18 protein-coding genes and 1 riboswitch are annotated in these 17,353 nt (G+C 46.0%); of the genes, 13 read left to right on the top strand and 5 right to left on the bottom strand.

What is annotated here, in order from left to right:
- The first annotated feature begins 57 nt into the window (after positions 1-57).
- Genes gpAD87_RS00430 through gpAD87_RS00440 form a run of 3 tightly spaced genes read left to right on the top strand, consistent with a single transcriptional unit; the run spans position 58 to position 2,991 of the window.
- On the top strand, positions 58-807 hold the full coding sequence (locus gpAD87_RS00430; protein WP_047841303.1) for a Cof-type HAD-IIB family hydrolase: 750 nt from the start codon (positions 58-60) through the stop codon (positions 805-807).
- A 54-nt stretch (positions 808-861) separates the two neighbouring features.
- Positions 862-1,302, top strand: coding sequence for a DUF456 domain-containing protein (locus gpAD87_RS00435; RefSeq protein WP_063566179.1), 441 nt, complete (start codon positions 862-864; stop codon positions 1,300-1,302).
- A 60-nt stretch (positions 1,303-1,362) separates the two neighbouring features.
- Positions 1,363-2,991 (top strand): putative polysaccharide biosynthesis protein, encoded by a 1,629-nt coding sequence (locus tag gpAD87_RS00440; RefSeq protein WP_064635705.1) that lies wholly within the window; start codon positions 1,363-1,365, stop codon positions 2,989-2,991.
- 151 nt (positions 2,992-3,142) lie between these two features.
- Here the strand turns inward: gpAD87_RS00440 and gpAD87_RS00445 are convergent, their stop codons facing one another.
- On the bottom strand, positions 3,143-4,423 hold the full coding sequence (locus gpAD87_RS00445) for a DUF2515 family protein (RefSeq protein WP_064635706.1): 1,281 nt from the start codon (positions 4,421-4,423) through the stop codon (positions 3,143-3,145).
- Between the two features lie 143 nt (positions 4,424-4,566).
- Between gpAD87_RS00445 and gpAD87_RS00450 the strand changes: the two genes are divergently transcribed.
- From gpAD87_RS00450 to gpAD87_RS00475, 6 genes are all read left to right on the top strand, one after another.
- Positions 4,567-4,911: a thioredoxin family protein gene (locus tag gpAD87_RS00450; protein ID WP_063566123.1), complete on the top strand. Its 345-nt coding sequence runs from the start codon at positions 4,567-4,569 to the stop codon at positions 4,909-4,911.
- A 317-nt stretch (positions 4,912-5,228) separates the two neighbouring features.
- Positions 5,229-6,152, top strand: coding sequence for a COX15/CtaA family protein (locus gpAD87_RS00455; protein ID WP_269453486.1), 924 nt, complete (start codon positions 5,229-5,231; stop codon positions 6,150-6,152).
- 212 nt (positions 6,153-6,364) lie between these two features.
- The gene (locus gpAD87_RS00460) at positions 6,365-7,093 is read left to right on the top strand and encodes a Cthe_2314 family HEPN domain-containing protein (protein WP_064635708.1); all 729 of its coding nucleotides are present in this window, start codon (positions 6,365-6,367) and stop codon (positions 7,091-7,093) included.
- Between the two features lie 130 nt (positions 7,094-7,223).
- A riboswitch (SAM riboswitch) is annotated at positions 7,224-7,365 on the top strand.
- Between the two features lie 127 nt (positions 7,366-7,492).
- Complete coding sequence (locus tag gpAD87_RS00465; protein WP_064640683.1) at positions 7,493-8,527, top strand: methionine ABC transporter ATP-binding protein; 1,035 nt, start codon at positions 7,493-7,495, stop codon at positions 8,525-8,527.
- On the top strand, positions 8,528-9,187 hold the full coding sequence (locus tag gpAD87_RS00470; RefSeq protein ID WP_064635709.1) for a methionine ABC transporter permease: 660 nt from the start codon (positions 8,528-8,530) through the stop codon (positions 9,185-9,187).
- 79 nt (positions 9,188-9,266) lie between these two features.
- Positions 9,267-10,103: a MetQ/NlpA family ABC transporter substrate-binding protein gene (locus gpAD87_RS00475; protein WP_064635710.1), complete on the top strand. Its 837-nt coding sequence runs from the start codon at positions 9,267-9,269 to the stop codon at positions 10,101-10,103.
- Between the two features lie 186 nt (positions 10,104-10,289).
- Here gpAD87_RS00475 and gpAD87_RS00480 read toward each other — a convergent pair whose 3' ends face one another.
- Complete coding sequence (locus tag gpAD87_RS00480) at positions 10,290-11,288, bottom strand: DUF2167 domain-containing protein (protein WP_064635711.1); 999 nt, start codon at positions 11,286-11,288, stop codon at positions 10,290-10,292.
- Positions 11,289-11,612: 324 nt separating this feature from the next.
- Here gpAD87_RS00480 and gpAD87_RS00485 point away from each other — a divergent pair, with 324 nt between their 5' ends.
- Positions 11,613-12,392: an SDR family oxidoreductase gene (locus gpAD87_RS00485; protein WP_064635712.1), complete on the top strand. Its 780-nt coding sequence runs from the start codon at positions 11,613-11,615 to the stop codon at positions 12,390-12,392.
- Positions 12,393-12,460: 68 nt separating this feature from the next.
- On the opposite strand, the gene gpAD87_RS00490 is transcribed toward gpAD87_RS00485, so the two are convergent.
- Entirely contained in the window at positions 12,461-12,706 is a 246-nt protein-coding gene (locus gpAD87_RS00490) for a NifU family protein (protein ID WP_024632664.1), read from the bottom strand.
- Between the two features lie 80 nt (positions 12,707-12,786).
- On the opposite strand from gpAD87_RS00490, the gene gpAD87_RS00495 reads away from it, so the two are divergent.
- Entirely contained in the window at positions 12,787-13,041 is a 255-nt protein-coding gene (locus tag gpAD87_RS00495) for a YuzB family protein (protein WP_063566116.1), read from the top strand.
- Here the strand turns inward: gpAD87_RS00495 and gpAD87_RS00500 are convergent.
- Positions 13,038-14,099 carry an NAD(P)/FAD-dependent oxidoreductase gene (locus gpAD87_RS00500; protein ID WP_063566178.1) on the bottom strand — a complete coding sequence of 354 codons (1,062 nt, stop codon included), beginning with the start codon at positions 14,097-14,099 and terminating at the stop codon, positions 13,038-13,040. The two genes, gpAD87_RS00495 and gpAD87_RS00500, sit on opposite strands and share 4 nt — an antisense overlap.
- A 221-nt stretch (positions 14,100-14,320) precedes the next feature.
- On the bottom strand, positions 14,321-15,427 hold the full coding sequence (gene mqnE / locus gpAD87_RS00505) for an aminofutalosine synthase MqnE (RefSeq protein ID WP_063566115.1): 1,107 nt from the start codon (positions 15,425-15,427) through the stop codon (positions 14,321-14,323).
- Between the two features lie 628 nt (positions 15,428-16,055).
- Between mqnE and gpAD87_RS00510 the strand changes: the two genes are divergently transcribed.
- Together gpAD87_RS00510 and gpAD87_RS00515 are read left to right on the top strand one after the other, a co-directional pair.
- Positions 16,056-16,412 carry a HesB/IscA family protein gene (locus tag gpAD87_RS00510; protein WP_064635713.1) on the top strand — a complete coding sequence of 119 codons (357 nt, stop codon included), beginning with the start codon at positions 16,056-16,058 and terminating at the stop codon, positions 16,410-16,412.
- A gap of 216 nt (positions 16,413-16,628) precedes the next feature.
- On the top strand, positions 16,629-17,270 hold the full coding sequence (locus gpAD87_RS00515) for an NAD(P)-dependent oxidoreductase (RefSeq protein WP_064635714.1): 642 nt from the start codon (positions 16,629-16,631) through the stop codon (positions 17,268-17,270).
- Positions 17,271-17,353 lie beyond the last annotated feature (83 nt).

The raw sequence follows: 17,353 nt of genomic DNA on the forward strand, positions 1-17,353 counted from the left end.
TTGTGAGAGTATGTTAGACAGGGAGAAGTAGAGAGACAACTTAGGAGGAAATACGGCATGAGTGAACTAAAATACAAATTGCTTGCATTGGATATGGATGGAACATTGCTTAACGATAATCATGAGATCACACAGGAAACCGCCAAATGGATTCAGATCGCCATTCGTCGGGGAGTGCATGTGTGCCTTTCGACGGGAAGAGCTGTTTTTCATGCGATGCCTTATGCGGTACAGCTTGGGCTGGAGACCCCTATGGTAACGGTCAATGGCAGTGAAGTCTGGAAAGCTCCGCATGATCTGCATATGCGCCATCTGATGGACCCGGCATTGATCCGCAAAATGCAGGAGATTGGCGAAAAATATAATAGCTGGTACTGGGCATACTCCGTGGAAGAGCTGTTCAACCGTGATCGCTGGACGGACAATATTGAAGGTCTGGAATGGCTGAAATTCGGATTCAATACCGAAGTAGATGAAGTCCGTCACCAGATTATGATGGAGCTGCAACAAATGGGCGGCTTGCAAATGACGAACTCCTCACCAGTTAATATTGAGATTAACCCTGCTGGTGTATCCAAAGCGAGCGGTGTAGCTGAAGTCTGCAAACTTCTGGGCATAGAGATGTCCGAAGTGGTTGCTGTTGGAGACAGCTTGAACGATCTGGCGGTTATTGAAGCCGTGGGTCTCGGTGTTGCCATGGGCAACGCGCAGGAGCAAGTGAAGGAAGCGGCTGACCTGATCGTAGCGAGCAACAACGAAGATGGCATTGTCGAAGTCATCCGTGAACATATTTTGAAGGGGGAGTAACCTTTGCTCGCAACCGTTGGCTGGATTTTAATTGTACTGCTGTTTGCGGTGGGGATGGCCGGAACGGTATATCCCATACTGCCTGGTGCTGTAGCGATTTTCTTCGCGTTTCTGGTCTATGGCTGGTTCTTCAGCTTTGTTCCGTTCGGTGTATGGTTCTGGATTATCCAGATTTTGATCGTAGTGGTGCTGTTTGTGGCTGATTATGTCGTCAGTGCCTGGGGTGTGAAGAAATTCGGCGGCTCCAAATTATCGACTACTCTCAGTACGATTGGTGTCATCATAGGCCCATTTGTTATTCCGGCATTCGGACTGGTACTGGGACCATTTATCGGTGCTTTTATCGGGGAACTGATCGGAGGGTCTTCACCTGCCAAAGCTTCCAAAGTCGGATTTGGTTCCGTGGTGGGGCTGTTTACAAGCACCGTTATGAAAATTATTTTGCAAATCGTCATGATTGTTCTGTTTATTATCTGGGTGGTAAGATTCGCATAGACGTTCGGGAGCGGCTTCATCTGGATGCACGTCGTTGTGGGGGAAAGAAGGGGAATTGGTTTGTCTAAGAAGGAAACATTCATTAGAGGTACGCTCATCTTGGCGGCAGCTGCGCTAATTGCGAGGGTACTCGGATTGGTTCAACGGGTGCCGCTGGAGCATATCCTCGGCGATATCGGTAACGCATCGTTTACCATCTCCAATACGGTATATTTAATGCTGTTAACCGTAGCTACAGCAGGCATACCGAGTACACTTAGTAAAATGGTCTCGGAACGCTATGCACTGGGACGCGCAGGTGAAGCACAACAAATCTACCGTGCAGCCCTGATCTTTGCGGCTGTAGCCGGAGTAGTTATGTCTGCTCTATTATGGTTCGCAGCACCTTATTATGCGACGTACGTATCCAAAGTACCGGAATCGGTGAGCGCCATTCGGGCCTTGGCTCCAGCGCTACTGCTCTTCCCGGCCATCGCAATGATGCGTGGATATTTCCAGGGTCGCGGCAATATGACGGCAGGCGGCATTTCACAGATTGTGGAGCAGTTTGCACGTGTAGGTACAGCGATCATCGTGGCGTTTGTTATGCTGCAATGGAATTATGATGATCAAACCATTGCTGCAGGGGCTTCATTTGGGGGCGTATTCGGAAGTATTGGCGCTTTTGCGGTCATGTTGTACTTCACCTTGAAGCTGCGTAAAAATGACCGTGCGGCGCAATTGAATTACGAGCGTGTGGAGCAATTGCCCATGCGGGGCATTTACAGCGATATTTTCAAACTTTCGATTCCAATCGTATTATCTTCACTCGCTGTTCCGGCGATTAACTTTATCGATTCATCGCTGGTAGTTCCACTGCTTAGTGGACGAATCGGACTGGATGAAGCGACAGGAGTACTTGCCATTCTCGGTGCCAAGGCCCAAAGTATTGCAGGTATTCCTCCGATTCTGGCTATCGCACTGAGTCAATCACTTGTGCCAGTCATTTCGGCAGCTTTTGCACGCAAGGATGAAGTTCATCTGAAAAATCAGGTGACGCTTGCTTTGCGCATTTCGATTCTGACAGGAATGCCAATCGTTATCGCTCTGTGTGCGGCAGCATATTCCGTTAACGGCTTGCTGTTTACTAGTCCAGACGGGACACCAATCATTACATTGCTGACGTTCGGTACCATTTTCCAAATTACGATGATGACCACGAACTCCATCTTGCTTGGGGTGGGTAAACCACGGATTACAATGATCAGTGTAGCTGCCGGTATCGTAGTCAAACTCGTAGCGAGTTTAATTCTGGCTCCAATCTTTGGCATTTACGGGATCATTATTGCGACCGCATTGTGTTTCCTGGTTATTACGTATCTCAATCTGCGGGTGCTTCGCAAAATTGTTGATTTCTCGATCATGGGTGATCGTTGGAAAGGATTCATCATTACCGTGCTGTGTGCAGCGGGTGTTGGTTTTGCGGCGAACTGGGCTGGGAACTCCATCTTTGATTTATTCCTGCCAACACGTGTATCATTCCTCGTTACCTGTCTGTTTGTGGGTGCGCTTGTGGTTGTCGTGTACTTGGTACTCATGGTTGTTCTACGTGTACTTCGTAAAGACGAACTGGGCAGTTACCCTCGTATTTTGCAAAAAATACTCCGTCCGCTCATGCGTCTACAACGTGGAGCCGGGCAACGTGGATAATCGATTTAGCACACAATACACACTTCGTTATATTGTTTGAAATAAGTACAAGCTCTGTCTGCTTTCAAAGCGGACAGGGCTTTTTTATTTATACCCAAAAAGGTAGTCCATTATTGTACTCTAGACGTATTCTCTGGTAAGGCCTCTGTCCTTAATGAGTTAAGGTTTTGGCATCATGGGCCAATGCAGTTTTCAACATACCATACCGATGTTCATGGCTCATCTCAAACAGCCAAGGGCGGCGCGGGGCCGTGAGATGACCGAGACAATCGCGATTTTGCAGCCAATCCTGCCTTGTTATCGGTTCATACGGCGTATCACCCCATACAGCCAGCAATTCAGGACTATATAACCCTTGTCCTTCCGCTAGCCATTCTTGATCCAGCAGCTCCTGACTATAGAGCTCAGCTTCTCCGGCTTCATCTTTATGTGCGGTGAACAGACCAGGCCAGTATTCAGCACGTGAGCCACGGTGGGGAACCGAGCGCGCAAACTCCAATACTTGTGTGTACACTTGTTCCACTCCAAACAGCATCGCATATAAGCCTTTGCCAAACATAATCCGCTCATCCAGCTTGCCAAAGTGTTCAATAACTCGTCCTGCAAGACCTTTTTCCCGTCCGAGTGGAAACACGATATGATTCAGCCCAGCCAGATTATGCAGATGGAATGCGGGTTTGGACAGTGCTTGTTTTTGAAAATAGGGATGCTGCACGACCCGGCTTTCGATATAGTTCTGCTCATTAATAATTAACGCCACACTGAGCAGCGAGCTGCATCGCTCCAGCCAAAATCGTTCCCAAAATGGCGTCATGAACGCCGATACATGAAAATGGGACAATAAATGAAAACAGCTCCTGCCGATCCGGCGGCTGTTCATATACAACAGAAGCTGGGGATAGGCATCCTGGAAAATGAGGGCATTGCATCGCTCCAGTAGTCGATACATATGCTCACGGTCTGTTTGATTTTGCAGATTGTGCATAAGGTCACTCTGGAGATCGGTCATGTGATATCCGCCGTTGCGGGATACCATATGGGCAAGTAGGGCCCAATGCAGCTCTGGATACTGTTCGTAACATTCCAGGTATGCTGCTGTGCGAGTGATGTTACTCCGGTTGTTTTCCTGCGTTAATGTTTTGATTTCTTCCAGAATAATGCAGTCCTCTTCACAGACCAGTGCACTGAGCGTATTTCGGGCAAAAGAACTCTCGTTTCCAGGCAATAGGCGCTCCACTTCAGCTTGTAAGGTAGCAGCCATGTCAGAGTCCCAAGCCATATCACGCAAGGGATGACGAAGCTGTGCAGAAGCCTGCCAAGCCGCCTGTTTGCCCCTCCACACTTCCCGGGCCGCACCTGGGATGGATCGGACCATCTGTAATATCGACCCATGATGGGCAGGCTCGGAGGAATCCGATTTAACGGAAGTCATGACATGACCTCCTTTCTTTATAATCTGATTACGGTTGTAGTTTAGGAAGCTGTTGATGTCAGTATGCGCCGAATATTTGACTTCCACTCCGCAATTTGCTTCACTTAGAGGATAAGACAAGGTATAGAAAGGAAGATGTTGTAATGGAAAAGATTACATCGAAACCGGAATTTGATGTGGCAATCCAATCTCCGCGTTTGACTGTAGCTGTATTTAAGGCAGATTGGTGTGGTGATTGCAAGTACATCGATCCGTTTATGCCTGAAGTTGAAGAGAAGTTTGCTCGTGAGCTGAAGTTGGTTGAGGTCGACGTAGATCAGGTGGGTACAGTGAGCGAAGAGCAAAATATCCTCGGCATCCCCAGCTTTGTAGCTTACACAGATGGCCGGGAACTTGTTCGTTATGTGAACAAACTGCGCAAGTCGAGAGAAGAGATTGAGCAATTCCTGCAGCGTGCAGTTGAGGTTTATAACACGATTCATAAATAAAGCATGACAGGTTAACCATGTTAAAGGTTATAATTAAAGGAACGCCATTTCTCTTGAAATAGGGAAGTGGCGTTTGTATTTTCTGAGTTTTCGGGAGAAACTAACGTTGTAATAATGTACATATTTGCCGATGACCTGCCGGTCAACTTCTCGACAGACGTTAACATTTTGTCACAAAGCGCGGCGTCAATGACACATTTATCCGGTATAATGAATTTAGTTGTGAAATAAGTGTCAAAGTATCGAATCAAGCGGAGGATGTAGTTCTTCGCCATCTTAAACCAACAGCGGGTGAGAAAAAATTGAAACACTTAACCTTGTTTAAATGGTTAACCGTATTAACCTGTCTTGTCATGTTTCTGGCCACATTTGGCGGAGGCGTTGTGACCCGAACGGAATCGGGCCTCGGTTGCGGCGCAGAATGGCCTTTATGTAACGGAAAACTTGTGCCTGCACATACTGTTGCCTCACTTATTGAATTTTCCCATCGCGCCGTCAGCGCACTGGCAGGGCTGTTGTCCATAGCCTCTTTTGTAGCATTTTTGCGTTTTGGCAAATCACGCCGTGATCTGCAATTGTTTTCATTGTTAACGCTGATATTTGTTATTGTCCAGGGAATCATGGGTGCTTTTGCCGTCGTATTCTCCCAATCTTCCGCAGTCATGGCACTGCATTTCGGATTTGCCTTAATCGCTTTTGCCAGCTCCTTAATGATGGCGCTTGGTATTCGGCAGGAGGCTCGCCATGGTGGATTGGAACGACTGAATCGATATCCGCGAATCAGCAAGGGCTTCCGAAATCTGGTGTGGTTTTCCACGATCTATACGTACCTCGTGGTATATACTGGAGCATTTGTGAGCCATACGGATTCTGCTGGAGGCTGTTCAGGCTTTCCGCTCTGTAACGGGCAGATTATTCCTGAGCTCTCGGGAGGCGTAGCTGTTGCTTTTGCTCACCGGGTGGCAGCTGTTTCATTAGTAGTCGTCATTGCAATCCTCGGTCATTTTGCGTATCGCAAACATCCGGATAACACGGAATTAAGAGCACTCGGTGTCATTTCTGTTGTGCTGGTTTTGTTGCAAGTGGTCATTGGTTTTGGACTGATGCTCACGATGAATCGTCCGGAAGTGTATATGTTCGTGGCGCTGGCGCATATGCTTGATATTGCTATTTTGTTCGGTGTATTAACCTATATGAGTTTCCTGGTGTACAAGTTGCATCGGCCCGTTAACCGGTTCTGATATATCCGAATTATTGTAGTTCAGGGATAATCCAGTGAAGTTCACCATCCGATGATGTACATCATTGGACAGGTGAACTTTGTTTGATGTCAGGCGTGTCAGGGCACCCTATTGTAAGCAGCGGTCATACGTTTACTCTGATTCCGATTTTGTTTAATATGATAAATTATTATTAATTTGATGATCTGCAGAGTGGAAAGAGGAGGCTATATATGCTGCGAACGTTGCTGGGTGAAAAGCCGCGTAAGAACGAAGGCATACTAAAGGACGCGATGGAAGCGATGGCGGATACCCTTGAGCTATTTCAGCGACAGATGCATGTGGACCATGATCCTACCCATGATTTTCGTAAACTGTATATATGGACCCAGGGACTGATCTCTTCGCTGGATGAATTGGAGCAAAGCTGTTTTGCAGCTTCCCATTTCCGTCAGAAAGTCAAAGCGGGCTCTACGGATGATATGACATTACCAGAAAAAGCAGAGTATGCCCGTTACGTCTATTTCTATAAGGATGGCTTCATCCGATGTTTTGCCATTCTGGATAAGTTAGGTACAGTGTTGAATGAAATATTTGAGCTGAATACAACCAATGTTAAAACTCATTATTCTTATTTCACCGTATTAAGACAGTTCGGATATGATAAGCTGCATTATGTTCTTGCTAACGAACTAATCCGGATCAAGGACTCTTATCGTGAGCCAATGAGCAAATTGCGCAAACGGCGAAACATGGAGATTCATTACATGAATTCCGAAATGCAGGATGATCTGTGGCAGCTGCACCAGACTTTGCAAGGGAAAGTGAAGCTGGAAGACCTGGATCAGCATCTCTTGGAACTCCGGCAGGGTGTGGATATGGTATGTGAGACGTTAAAAGCAGCGTATGGCTACATCAACGAGAAGTGGCATAAGCAGGTAATGAATCAACCGACGAACTGATTGGATAGTAATATTTGCCTTTGACAAATCGGAATACTTGGATTATACTGAGTTCCTGATCGACAGTTAGATGGAATTAACATTTATGACATTAACATTATAACTACTACTGAACTTATAAATTAAATATTTCTTATCGAGAGCGGCGGAGGGACAGGCCCGATGAAGCCCGGCAACCGATTTATAACTGCATGACAGCTGTGTCATACTTTATAGATGTTAGGTGCTAATTCCTACAAAATGGTGCAAGGCACGATTTTGGCAGATGAGAAGGTATAATCTTTCACGTGAAGAGCCCTTTTTGTTTCTGCAAAAGGGGCTCTTTTTTTGTACGATGAAGGGGAGTTTTCCTTTCATTCGGGTAAAGATACATGTAGGCAGTGGGAAGGAGCAGTAATTTTGATTGAATTAAAAGGTTTAACCAAGAAGTACGGTAAAGGTTCAAAAAGTACGACGGCCTTATCGGAACTAAATTTGAATATCCGCAAGGGTGAAATATTCGGAGTTATCGGTCATTCCGGTGCAGGCAAGAGTACATTGATCCGTTGTATCAATTTGCTCGAACGCCCCACGGCAGGCGAGGTTTGGGTTGATGGAATCAACCTAACCGATCTCAATAAGTCCGATTTGCAACAACAACGGCGTAAGATCGGCATGATTTTTCAACACTTTAATCTGTTATCCTCAGCTACGGTATATGACAATGTGGCTTTTCCTTTAAAGCTCGTTAATACGCCCAAGGCTGCAATTGATCGAAAAGTGAAGGAAATGCTCGCATTGGTTGGACTGGAGGACCACAGCAATAAATATCCGGCCCAGCTGTCAGGCGGACAGAAGCAAAGGGTAGGTATTGCGAGAGCGCTCGCGAGTGATCCGAACGTGCTGCTGTGTGATGAGGCCACATCGGCACTTGATCCCCAGACAACTGATTCGATTCTGAAGTTATTGCTGGATATCAATGAAAAGTATAACCTCACGATTGTTCTAATCACCCATGAGATGCACGTGATCCAGAATATCTGTGATCAGGTGGCGGTTATCCATCAGGGAGGCATCGTGGAGCAAGGGCCAGTGACGGAAGTATTCCTCAAGCCGCAGCATGCCATTACGCGTGATTTTATGATGCGGGACCATGAGGTGGGAATTGCATTAGAAGAGACCGCTCTGGCGAGTGCAGATGTCTCATTACAGACGAACGGAGCTTCTAAGCTTGTGAAAATATCCTTCCTGGGCAATAAAACCTATGAGGCGATTTTGTCCAGAACGGTTCGCAAAACAGGAGTGGATTTCGCCATTTTGCAAGGCACCATTTCAACGATCAAACAAGTTCCCTATGGACAGCTGACCGTTCGGTTTGAGGGGCAGTCAGATGAGATTAATCTCACCATTAAAGAGTTAGTGGATCAGGGACTTGATGTGGAGGTGCTTCGTTAAATGGATTTTTCAACAGTACGTTGGGAAGAAATCGGTAAGGCTTCAATTGAAACACTGCAAATCCTGGGGGCATCGGGCCTGTTCACGATAATCATTGGTTTGCCGCTAGGCGTATTGCTGTTCATGACGGCAAGATCGACTTCAATCCAGTCTCAAGTGGTGTACACGATACTATCGTTTATTGTAAACATTCTGCGATCAGTGCCATTTATCATTCTGATTGTTGCACTCATTCCGTTTACGCGTTCACTGGTTGGCACAGCTACAGGGGTGCTGGGCGTTATACCACCGCTCGTCATTGCCGCAGCTCCATACTTTGCCCGGTTGGTGGAAACTACACTGCGTGAAGTGGATCGTGGCGTCATTGAAGCGGCACAGGCGATGGGAGCTTCAACTGGACAGATTGTGCGACGTATACTTCTGCCAGAGTCATTGCCGGGTCTGATAGCTGGTATCACCATTACAATCGTAACCCTCGTTTCCTACACGGCGATGGCGGGGATGGTTGGTGGTGGAGGTCTGGGGACATTGGCAATCAACTACGGATACTTCCGTTATCAGAATGAAATTATGATTATATCTGTTGTATTTATGATCATTCTGGTGCAAGTGCTTCAGATGGCAGGCGATCGTTTAGTTAAATGGTTCACCAGGAAATAACACATATATAGCATTTGCCTGAATCGGTATCGACTTGGGGCAAAATGCAAAAAAAATTATTGGAGAAGGGGTTTTACACATGAAAAAATGGTCTTTTGCTCTACTTAGTATTATGCTGATTGCGGTTCTAGCGGCTTGCGGAAACAACAAGGATTCCGACAGCGGCGCTGACAATGCTGGAGGCGCACCGCGCACCGTAGAATTGAAAGTGGGAGCATCACCTACACCACATGCGGAAATTTTGGAAAGCATCAAGCCCGAACTCGAAGCTGAAGGCATTCGCTTGCAAATCGTGACTTTCAATGATTATGTTCAACCTAACCAACAGCTTGAAGATAAACAACTGGATGCGAACTTTTTCCAACACCAGCCTTACCTGGATACAGAGAACAAAGAACGTGGTTTCCATCTCGTTGCTGTAACACCTGTGCATGTTGAACCATTTGCTGGCTATTCCAAAAAAATCAAATCATTGGATGAGTTGAAAGACGGCGCAAAAGTAGCCATTCCTAATGACCCATCCAACGGCGGTCGTGGACTGTTGTTGCTTGCAAAAGAAGGACTTATCACGCTGAAAGACAACACAAATATCACTTCTACGATTCAGGATATTACAGCCAATCCGAAAAACCTGAATATCATCGAGCTGGATGCAGCCATGACGCCTCGTCAACTGGATGAAGCAGACCTGGTATTCATCAACGCCAACTACGCGCTGGAAGCCAATCTGAACCCAGAGAAGGATGCGCTGCTGATTGAGGACCTGCAAGGTAACCCTTATGCAAACATCCTCGTATCACGTGAAGATAACAAAGATGCAGATGCCATCCAAAAACTGGCTGCAGCCCTGCATTCCGAAGAGGTTAAAACATTCATCAAAGAACGTTATAAAGGTGCTGTAGAACCGGCGTTTTAAGCTGAACGATTAAGCTGAAAATACATTGTATACTCGGCTCCACTTGTTATGGAACTACTAAAGAAAGCCCTGCATTCTCTTTATAGAGAATGCAGAGCTTTTTGTTTTGTACATCATGTTAAAGAGAACGTTTTGATGTAAGAGCACTTCGATGTAGTACTTACTATAAGTACTTTACTTATAAGCTTAACGTTTATTCGGATCAGTATCTGAATGACCATCTGTCTGTTGGCTATCAGAGTCTGCGGACTCCTGTCCAGCAGCATGCTGTTGGTAAGCTTCCTCTGCAGGAGATAGCGAATTCTGATCTCCTGGGTCAGCATCCTTTTTGCGACCGGTCAGCTTGCGACGAATCCATCCGAAAGCACCAACAATAGCGGCCACGATGACAAACCAACCTTTTTTGAGCAAAAGCAATAATCCGACTTTCTTAGCTACAGCTACACCAGCACCACCGAGAATCAGACTGGTCAGGCCGAGTTCTGATTTTTTGTCTACGGATGCATCAAACTCTTCATAGGTGTTTCCTTTAATCACGTTGAGCTGGTTAAGCACGGAGTTTTCAAACTGTTTGCGATTTTCTTCAAAATTGGCACTATCCGTAACAAGGATAACACCGATGTATCCTTCACGGGTGAGTACATTCACATTGTAATTGACGAGTTTTTCCCGCTCTGCATCCTCAAGACCAAGAGAATAGATCAATTGATGTTTGCTGCTGTCATAGGCGGGCTCAATTTCCCATCCGGTGATAAACAGTTGGTTTTCTGGTGTTGTTTTCTCATTTTGATCTTCTGTACCTCTTTTGTAGCTATCGAGCAGTTCATCGGCGTCCAGATCGTCTTTCTCACTGTCATCGACATGACCGGTATCGTTATATTCAAAGATAACATACCAGTTGGAGTTTTCGCCGGCGCCATAGATGCTTCCAATTTCCGTTCCATTGGGGAAGGAGTCCGTGTCTTCCAGAAACCTTTGGGTGTTAGCTGCATCGAGATAGGAGAGATTTTCAGCTACGTTTAATGTTGCTTTGTTATCAAGTACTACGTTTGAAGGCCCATCAATCCATTGATAATCTTCGGTGGAGCTATTGCTTTCACTTTCTGCAGATGCTGTGGTCGAGAATGGAGCTTGAAATGAGGCGATAAGCAAAATTGCGAGTAGAGAGGCTAACCATCTTTTCATTTACGCTGTATTCCTTTCGAAGGTGTCATGCAATGTTGTCATTTACATGAACATATGTATTGTGTCGTTATATTCATAAGAAAATAAGGACTTATCGACAGTACCATAGGTACTTAAACCCGACAAGGGGAATCTGGATATAAAGGGTTAATTTTCCTACAAAAGACCTAATTCATTTTATTTCAGTGGTTAGAAAGATAAGTATTTAGTCCTTAATTTACACTTTTTTGCAAATGGTACAGATTGGTGGGAAACGCGAGTTGTGGGGGGATGATAAATCTTTTATACTGGATGAGTGACTGCTCTTTGAAGAGGGGGATGAACGTGAAGGGAAAGATTGCCCTCATAACGGGAAGTGCCAAAGGTCTTGGTAAAATGACGGCCCTCAGTCTTGCGGATCAGGGTTGCCATATTGCTCTGAATTACGTACATAGCCGTACGGAGGCTGAGGCGTTAAAGACTCAGATTGTAGCCAAGGGTGTGCGGTGTATTGCCGTCCAGGCCGATATTTCCAAGACAGAAGAGATCACCATGCTGGTTGCAACGGTTGAAGAGAAACTGGGCAGCATTGATATTCTTGTGAACAACGCAGGTCCTTTTGTCCGTGAACGTCGATTGTTTGCCGAGTATTCCGAAGATGAGGTTCAGATGCTTGTGCAAGGAAACCTGCTTGGACCGGTGCTGCTGGATCAGCGTGTATTGCCGGAGATGCGGCGCAAGCAGTGGGGACGAATTATACATTTTGGCTTCAGTCATGCTGGAGAAGCGAGGTCATGGCCTCATCGGGCGGTTTATGCTGCTGCGAAGGTAGGTCTGGTTTCATTTACAAAGACACTTGCTGTGGAGGAAGCTCCCTACGGTATTACGGTTAATATGGTCTGTCCAGGTGATATTCGCGGTGCCAACAAAGAGAAAACGATTGATGAGATGGCAGGTATAACCGACGATGAAACGCCGAGAGGACGTCCTGGAAGCGGTGAAGATATTGCGCGGGTGATCACTTATCTGTGTCTGGATCATTCCGATTTTATAACAGGTAACATTATGGATGTATCTGGAGGACTTGACCCGATTCGTCCTAACATACAGCGTGAGGATGCATAGCACAAAAAAAGAGCCCTCCGCTTCATGTGAAGCGAAAGGCTCTTGAGGTTTATTTCGTGAAGGATTGATTAGAATACTTGTACGACTTCTTCGACACCCTCAACTTCTTCGAGAAGGGCGCGTTCAATCCCGGCTTTTAAGGTAATGGTGGAGCTTGGGCAGCTGCCGCAGGCACCGACCAGTTTCAGCTTAATAATGCCGTCCTCCACGTCGACCAGTTCCACGTCACCGCCATCGCGTTGCAGGAACGGACGAAGTTTGTCAAGCACTTCAGATACCTCATCATACATGGTGCTTTGTGCGTTTTCGCTCATTTTTTTCAACTCCTTTCCTCACTATAGTATATTACAATTGGCCACAAATTAAAATGGTCAAACAAAGCAGGTGAACCTACATGAGACCGATTATTGAATTTTGTGCCAATAATATGCATTTTGGCACAGATGAAGTCATGGATCAACTGGAAGAAAATCCAGACTATGATGTGATAGAATACGGCTGCCTCAGCAATTGCGGCCAATGTTACATGACTCCATTTGCACTAGTGAATGGTGAGTTAGTTATCACCGACAAAGTGGAGGATTTATATAACGCCATCTTGGCCAAAATTGCCGAAGCCGATGCCTGGGATGAGTTGGATCTTGATTAACCGAGATGACGCTTGGACATCCAGAGCACGCCGCTTTTTAGGATACGTGGCACACGTCCCATCATGGACGTTTTGCCCATCAGCCCAAATCCAGCCTTCTTGCCGAGTGCACCGAGTGTGCCACGAAGCTTGAGTGGCTGCGGATTGGGCTTTTCGCCTTTCCAGAGGGCATGCTGAATATGGGCGATTTGTTCACCCTGTACTTCGGCAGCCTGACCGCTTGGTGCATAAGGCACGCTGGCACAGTCACCTACTACATAAACATCGGTATATTCTGGAATTTGATAATATTCGTTCAGTACGACACGACCTTGTGGATCCTTGGTCACGTCGAGATCCTGTACGACTTTTACGGGCTGAATGCCGGCAGTCCAGACTACCGCATCCGTCAGAATTTCTTCATCCCGGTTGAAAATGGCGTTCGGTTCAAGTCGGGAAATGGCAATATGCCCACGTGTCTCGACCTGATGTTCGCCGAACCATTCATGAACATAAGCGGACAAGCGCTGCGGAAAAGCGGATAATACACGTTCACCACGGTCCAGGATGCTGATGTTCAGATCCGGTCTGCTCTCACGAAGCTCGGCAGCGATCTCAACGCCGCTCAATCCACCGCCGACGATATGCACGTTACCATAAGCTTTGACTTCGTTAAGACGAAGGTAGGTTTCCCGTGTTTTGCTAAAACTTTGAATCGTACAGCTATATTCCTCGGCTCCCGGCGTATTGTGGAATCGGTCTGTACATCCAAGTCCAATCACAAGCTTGTCATATTCCAACGGGTCCTGTCCTTCAAATTCAATCTGACGCTGTTCCAAGTCAATCGAAGTTACTTCTCCGTAACGATAAGTGACTTTGTCGCTGACTGGAAATTGGATACGCAGGTCATAATCGGATACGGTCCCTGCTGCGAGTGCGTAATATTCAGTTTTCAATCCTTGGAAGGGACTGCGGTCCACCAACACGATTTGTGTATCTGACGGGATCTTGCCTTCCAGAAGTTCCTTGATAATCGTGAGGCCACCGTAGCCGCCTCCGAGAATGACGAAATTTTTCATGACTCGGCTTCCTTTCTGCATCAGTCCCGTGTGAACGGGGCTGTAACCTGTGGAGCAGCTATGCAATAACATAGCTGCTCCTGTTTTTTTAATCTGGATTTGAAATGATTGAAAATGGGCATTTAAAATTACAGATATGCTCCAGCAATCTGCACCACTCCATGCCAAACGCTCCCGAGTAGAATGAAAGTCGCTTATGGGAATGATGCTCATACTACATACTATTCGTACACTTGAATTTCATTGTAGAACGTATCACGTTCAACCGGAATGCGTCCAGCACCCTTAATTAACCATATAAGCTCTTTGCGGGTGAGGCCTTCAGGCGTTAGTGCGCCTGCTGCATGACTAATCCGTTCGCGAACGATAGTTCCGTGTGCGTCCGAAGCACCGAATCCAAGGGCGACTTGAGTCAGCTGTGGACCGATGTTGATGAAGTATGCTTTGATATGATCGATGTTATCCAGCATCAGACGGCTGATCGCAATCGTTTTGAGATCTTCGTATGCGGAGTTACGACGCATGATGCTGGCGTTTTTGCTTTTCGGCTGCATGGAGAGCGGGATAAATACCATGAATCCGTTGGTCTCATCTTGCAGTTCACGAATTTGTACCATATGGTTCACGCGATCCTCATAGGACTCAATGGATCCATAAAGCATCGTTGTATGGGTACGCATGCCCAAATGATGAGCAGTACGGTGCACTTCCAGATAACGGTCAACGTTCGCTTTGTTTACGCGCATTTTTTTGCGGTATTCATCGGATAGGATCTCAGCGCCGCCACCAGTCAGTGATTTCAGACCTGCTTTTTGCAGTTCTTGTAGTACTTCCTTGATGCTCAGTCCGCTGATGCGGGTAAAGAAATCAATCTCGGCAGCCGTGTAGGCTTTCAGCGTAACGTCCGGATATTTCTCGTTTAAAGCACGCAAGGAATCGACATAATATTGAAAAGGAACATGGTTGTTATGTCCGCCTACAATATGGAACTCGCGTACACCTGGGTGAATATGCTGTTCTACGTAATCGATCATTTCTTGACCGGACAACGTGTAAGAGCCATCTTCGCCCTGATCTTTGCGGAAGTTACAGAAAGCACAGTGGGCTTCGCATACGTTGGTAAAATAAAGGCTCATGTTTTCAATAAAATAAACTTTCTTGCCATTCTTACGCAGGTTGGCCTCATTGGCCAGTTGGCCCAAAGTCAGCAGATCATCCGTTTCATACAGATAAACGCCGTCTTCTACGGTCAGCCTTACGCCGTTCTGCACTTTCTCAACGATTTCAGCCATTCTTTTGTCTGTGAACGGTGTTACCAATGTAGACATTTTGTATCCTCCTATTCTTAACCGGAATCGAGTTGTGTGTAGGACTTACTTACAGAACTACATAGAAAAGATGCGGTCATCTGCCGCTTCTTATATGGACTAACTCTTATTTACCCGGTGCAGCCTATGCTGCGTACGTAAAGCTGATTTTTCATCAAAATGAGTCTTGTGACTCTATATGCATTGGGGACTGCGTACAGTCTCGAAATGTGAAAAAAATTACAACTCTATATATGACCATCGCCTGAATAAGTCATGACAAAATATCGACATTTCAAAGCGATCACCTACTCATTATAAACCTCGTGTCCCGGGGGTTCAATACACTGGGAAGAAAAAGGAGTTAAGGGGGAACGCGGAAACAGGCAAAGATGACTTGAGCCCCTTGACGGGGTGGAGTATAATTTAAAGAAGAGTTAACGAAAGGTTGTTCAAAAAGTACGCTTTTGATTACGAAGGATGCCTAGCGGCATCTCAGCGTCGAATATGGGATTCAGCCGAAATGTCCGTTGCTCACGTAGTTTTGCCTACGCTCCGCTACTCCATTTCTATCTTCATCCCATCTTCTTGGTACTGAAAAGCGCCCTTTTTGAACATGATTTTATATGAAAAAGGAGAGTGACCTGGCATGATTAGCATCAGCGAAACGGCTGCAGACAGATTGAAAGAAATGCTTGCACAGCAAGAGACACCTGGTATGTTCTTGCGTCTTGGCGTAGCACCGGGCGGTTGTACCGGATTTTCGTACGCCATGGGCTTTGACGATAAAGAGTCCGATGAGGACCTCTATATGGATATTCAGAATATGAAGGTTGTAGTAGAGAAGGAAAACCTGAAATATTTGAATGGACTGGAAATTGATTTTGAAGAATCCGGCATGTCCGGTGGTTTCACCATTCACAACCCGAACGCAGTGGCAACATGCGGCTGTGGATCATCCTTCCGTACGAGGGAAGAAGCAGGCGTACCGGATAAAGATTGTTAATTATTGCGAATCGCGGCCTCTATAACGGATTAGTCTTGTACTAATCCTGTTATGGAGGTCTTTTTTTTGCGTGGTGGTTTGGTATGTATTTTGGTTGTTCATATTAAGGGGGCACTTGGACGCTTTTTTATAGAGAGGTGAAGTTGACAAGTTATGTTGTAACTAATATAGTTACATTATGAAATTTAACAGAACCTAACCAAAGGAGAGATTATGATGAAGATTGGAATTATTGGCGCGACAGGAAAAGCAGGGAGTTTGATTTTGAAAGAAGCGTTGGATAGAGGGCATGAAGTGACAGCGATCGTTCGTAATGCATCCAAAGTGGAAGATAAAAGTCTAAATGTACTTGAAAAAGATGTATTCGACCTCAAGGCAGAGGATGCCAAATCATTCGACGTGATCGTCAATGCTTTCGGTGCTCCAGCCGGTAAAGAGAATCTGCATGTGGAAGCAGGACAAGCCTTGATTAACATTCTGAAAGAGGCGCCGAATACTCGTTTGATCGTTGTTGGTGGTGCAGGCAGTCTGTTCACAGATGAAACTCAAACCTTGCGTGTTGTAGACTCCCCTGGATTCCCTGATGCATACAAAGCAACAGCGACCAACCAGGGTAAAAACTTGCAGGATCTGCAAGCTTCTTCAGGTATCCAATGGACGTTCCTGAGCCCGGCGGGATTCTTCAATCCAGAGGGTGTACGCACAGGCAAATACCAATCGGGTAAAGATCAGATTCTGGTGAACAGTGAAGGCAACAGCTACATCAGCTATGCTGACTATGCCATCGCTTTGGTCGATGAGATCGAAAACCCGCAGCATAAGAACGAACGCTTTACGGTTGTAGGCGAAGCGAAGTAATTGATTTGAACTGAAAGAGATGAAAATGGACGCCAATCATTATAATGATTAGCGTCCATTTTTTTTTTTTTTTTTTGTAAAGT

The organism is Paenibacillus sp. AD87 (genome assembly GCF_001659845.1).
Taxonomy (GTDB): Bacteria; Bacillota; Bacilli; order Paenibacillales; family Paenibacillaceae; genus Paenibacillus; species Paenibacillus marchantiae.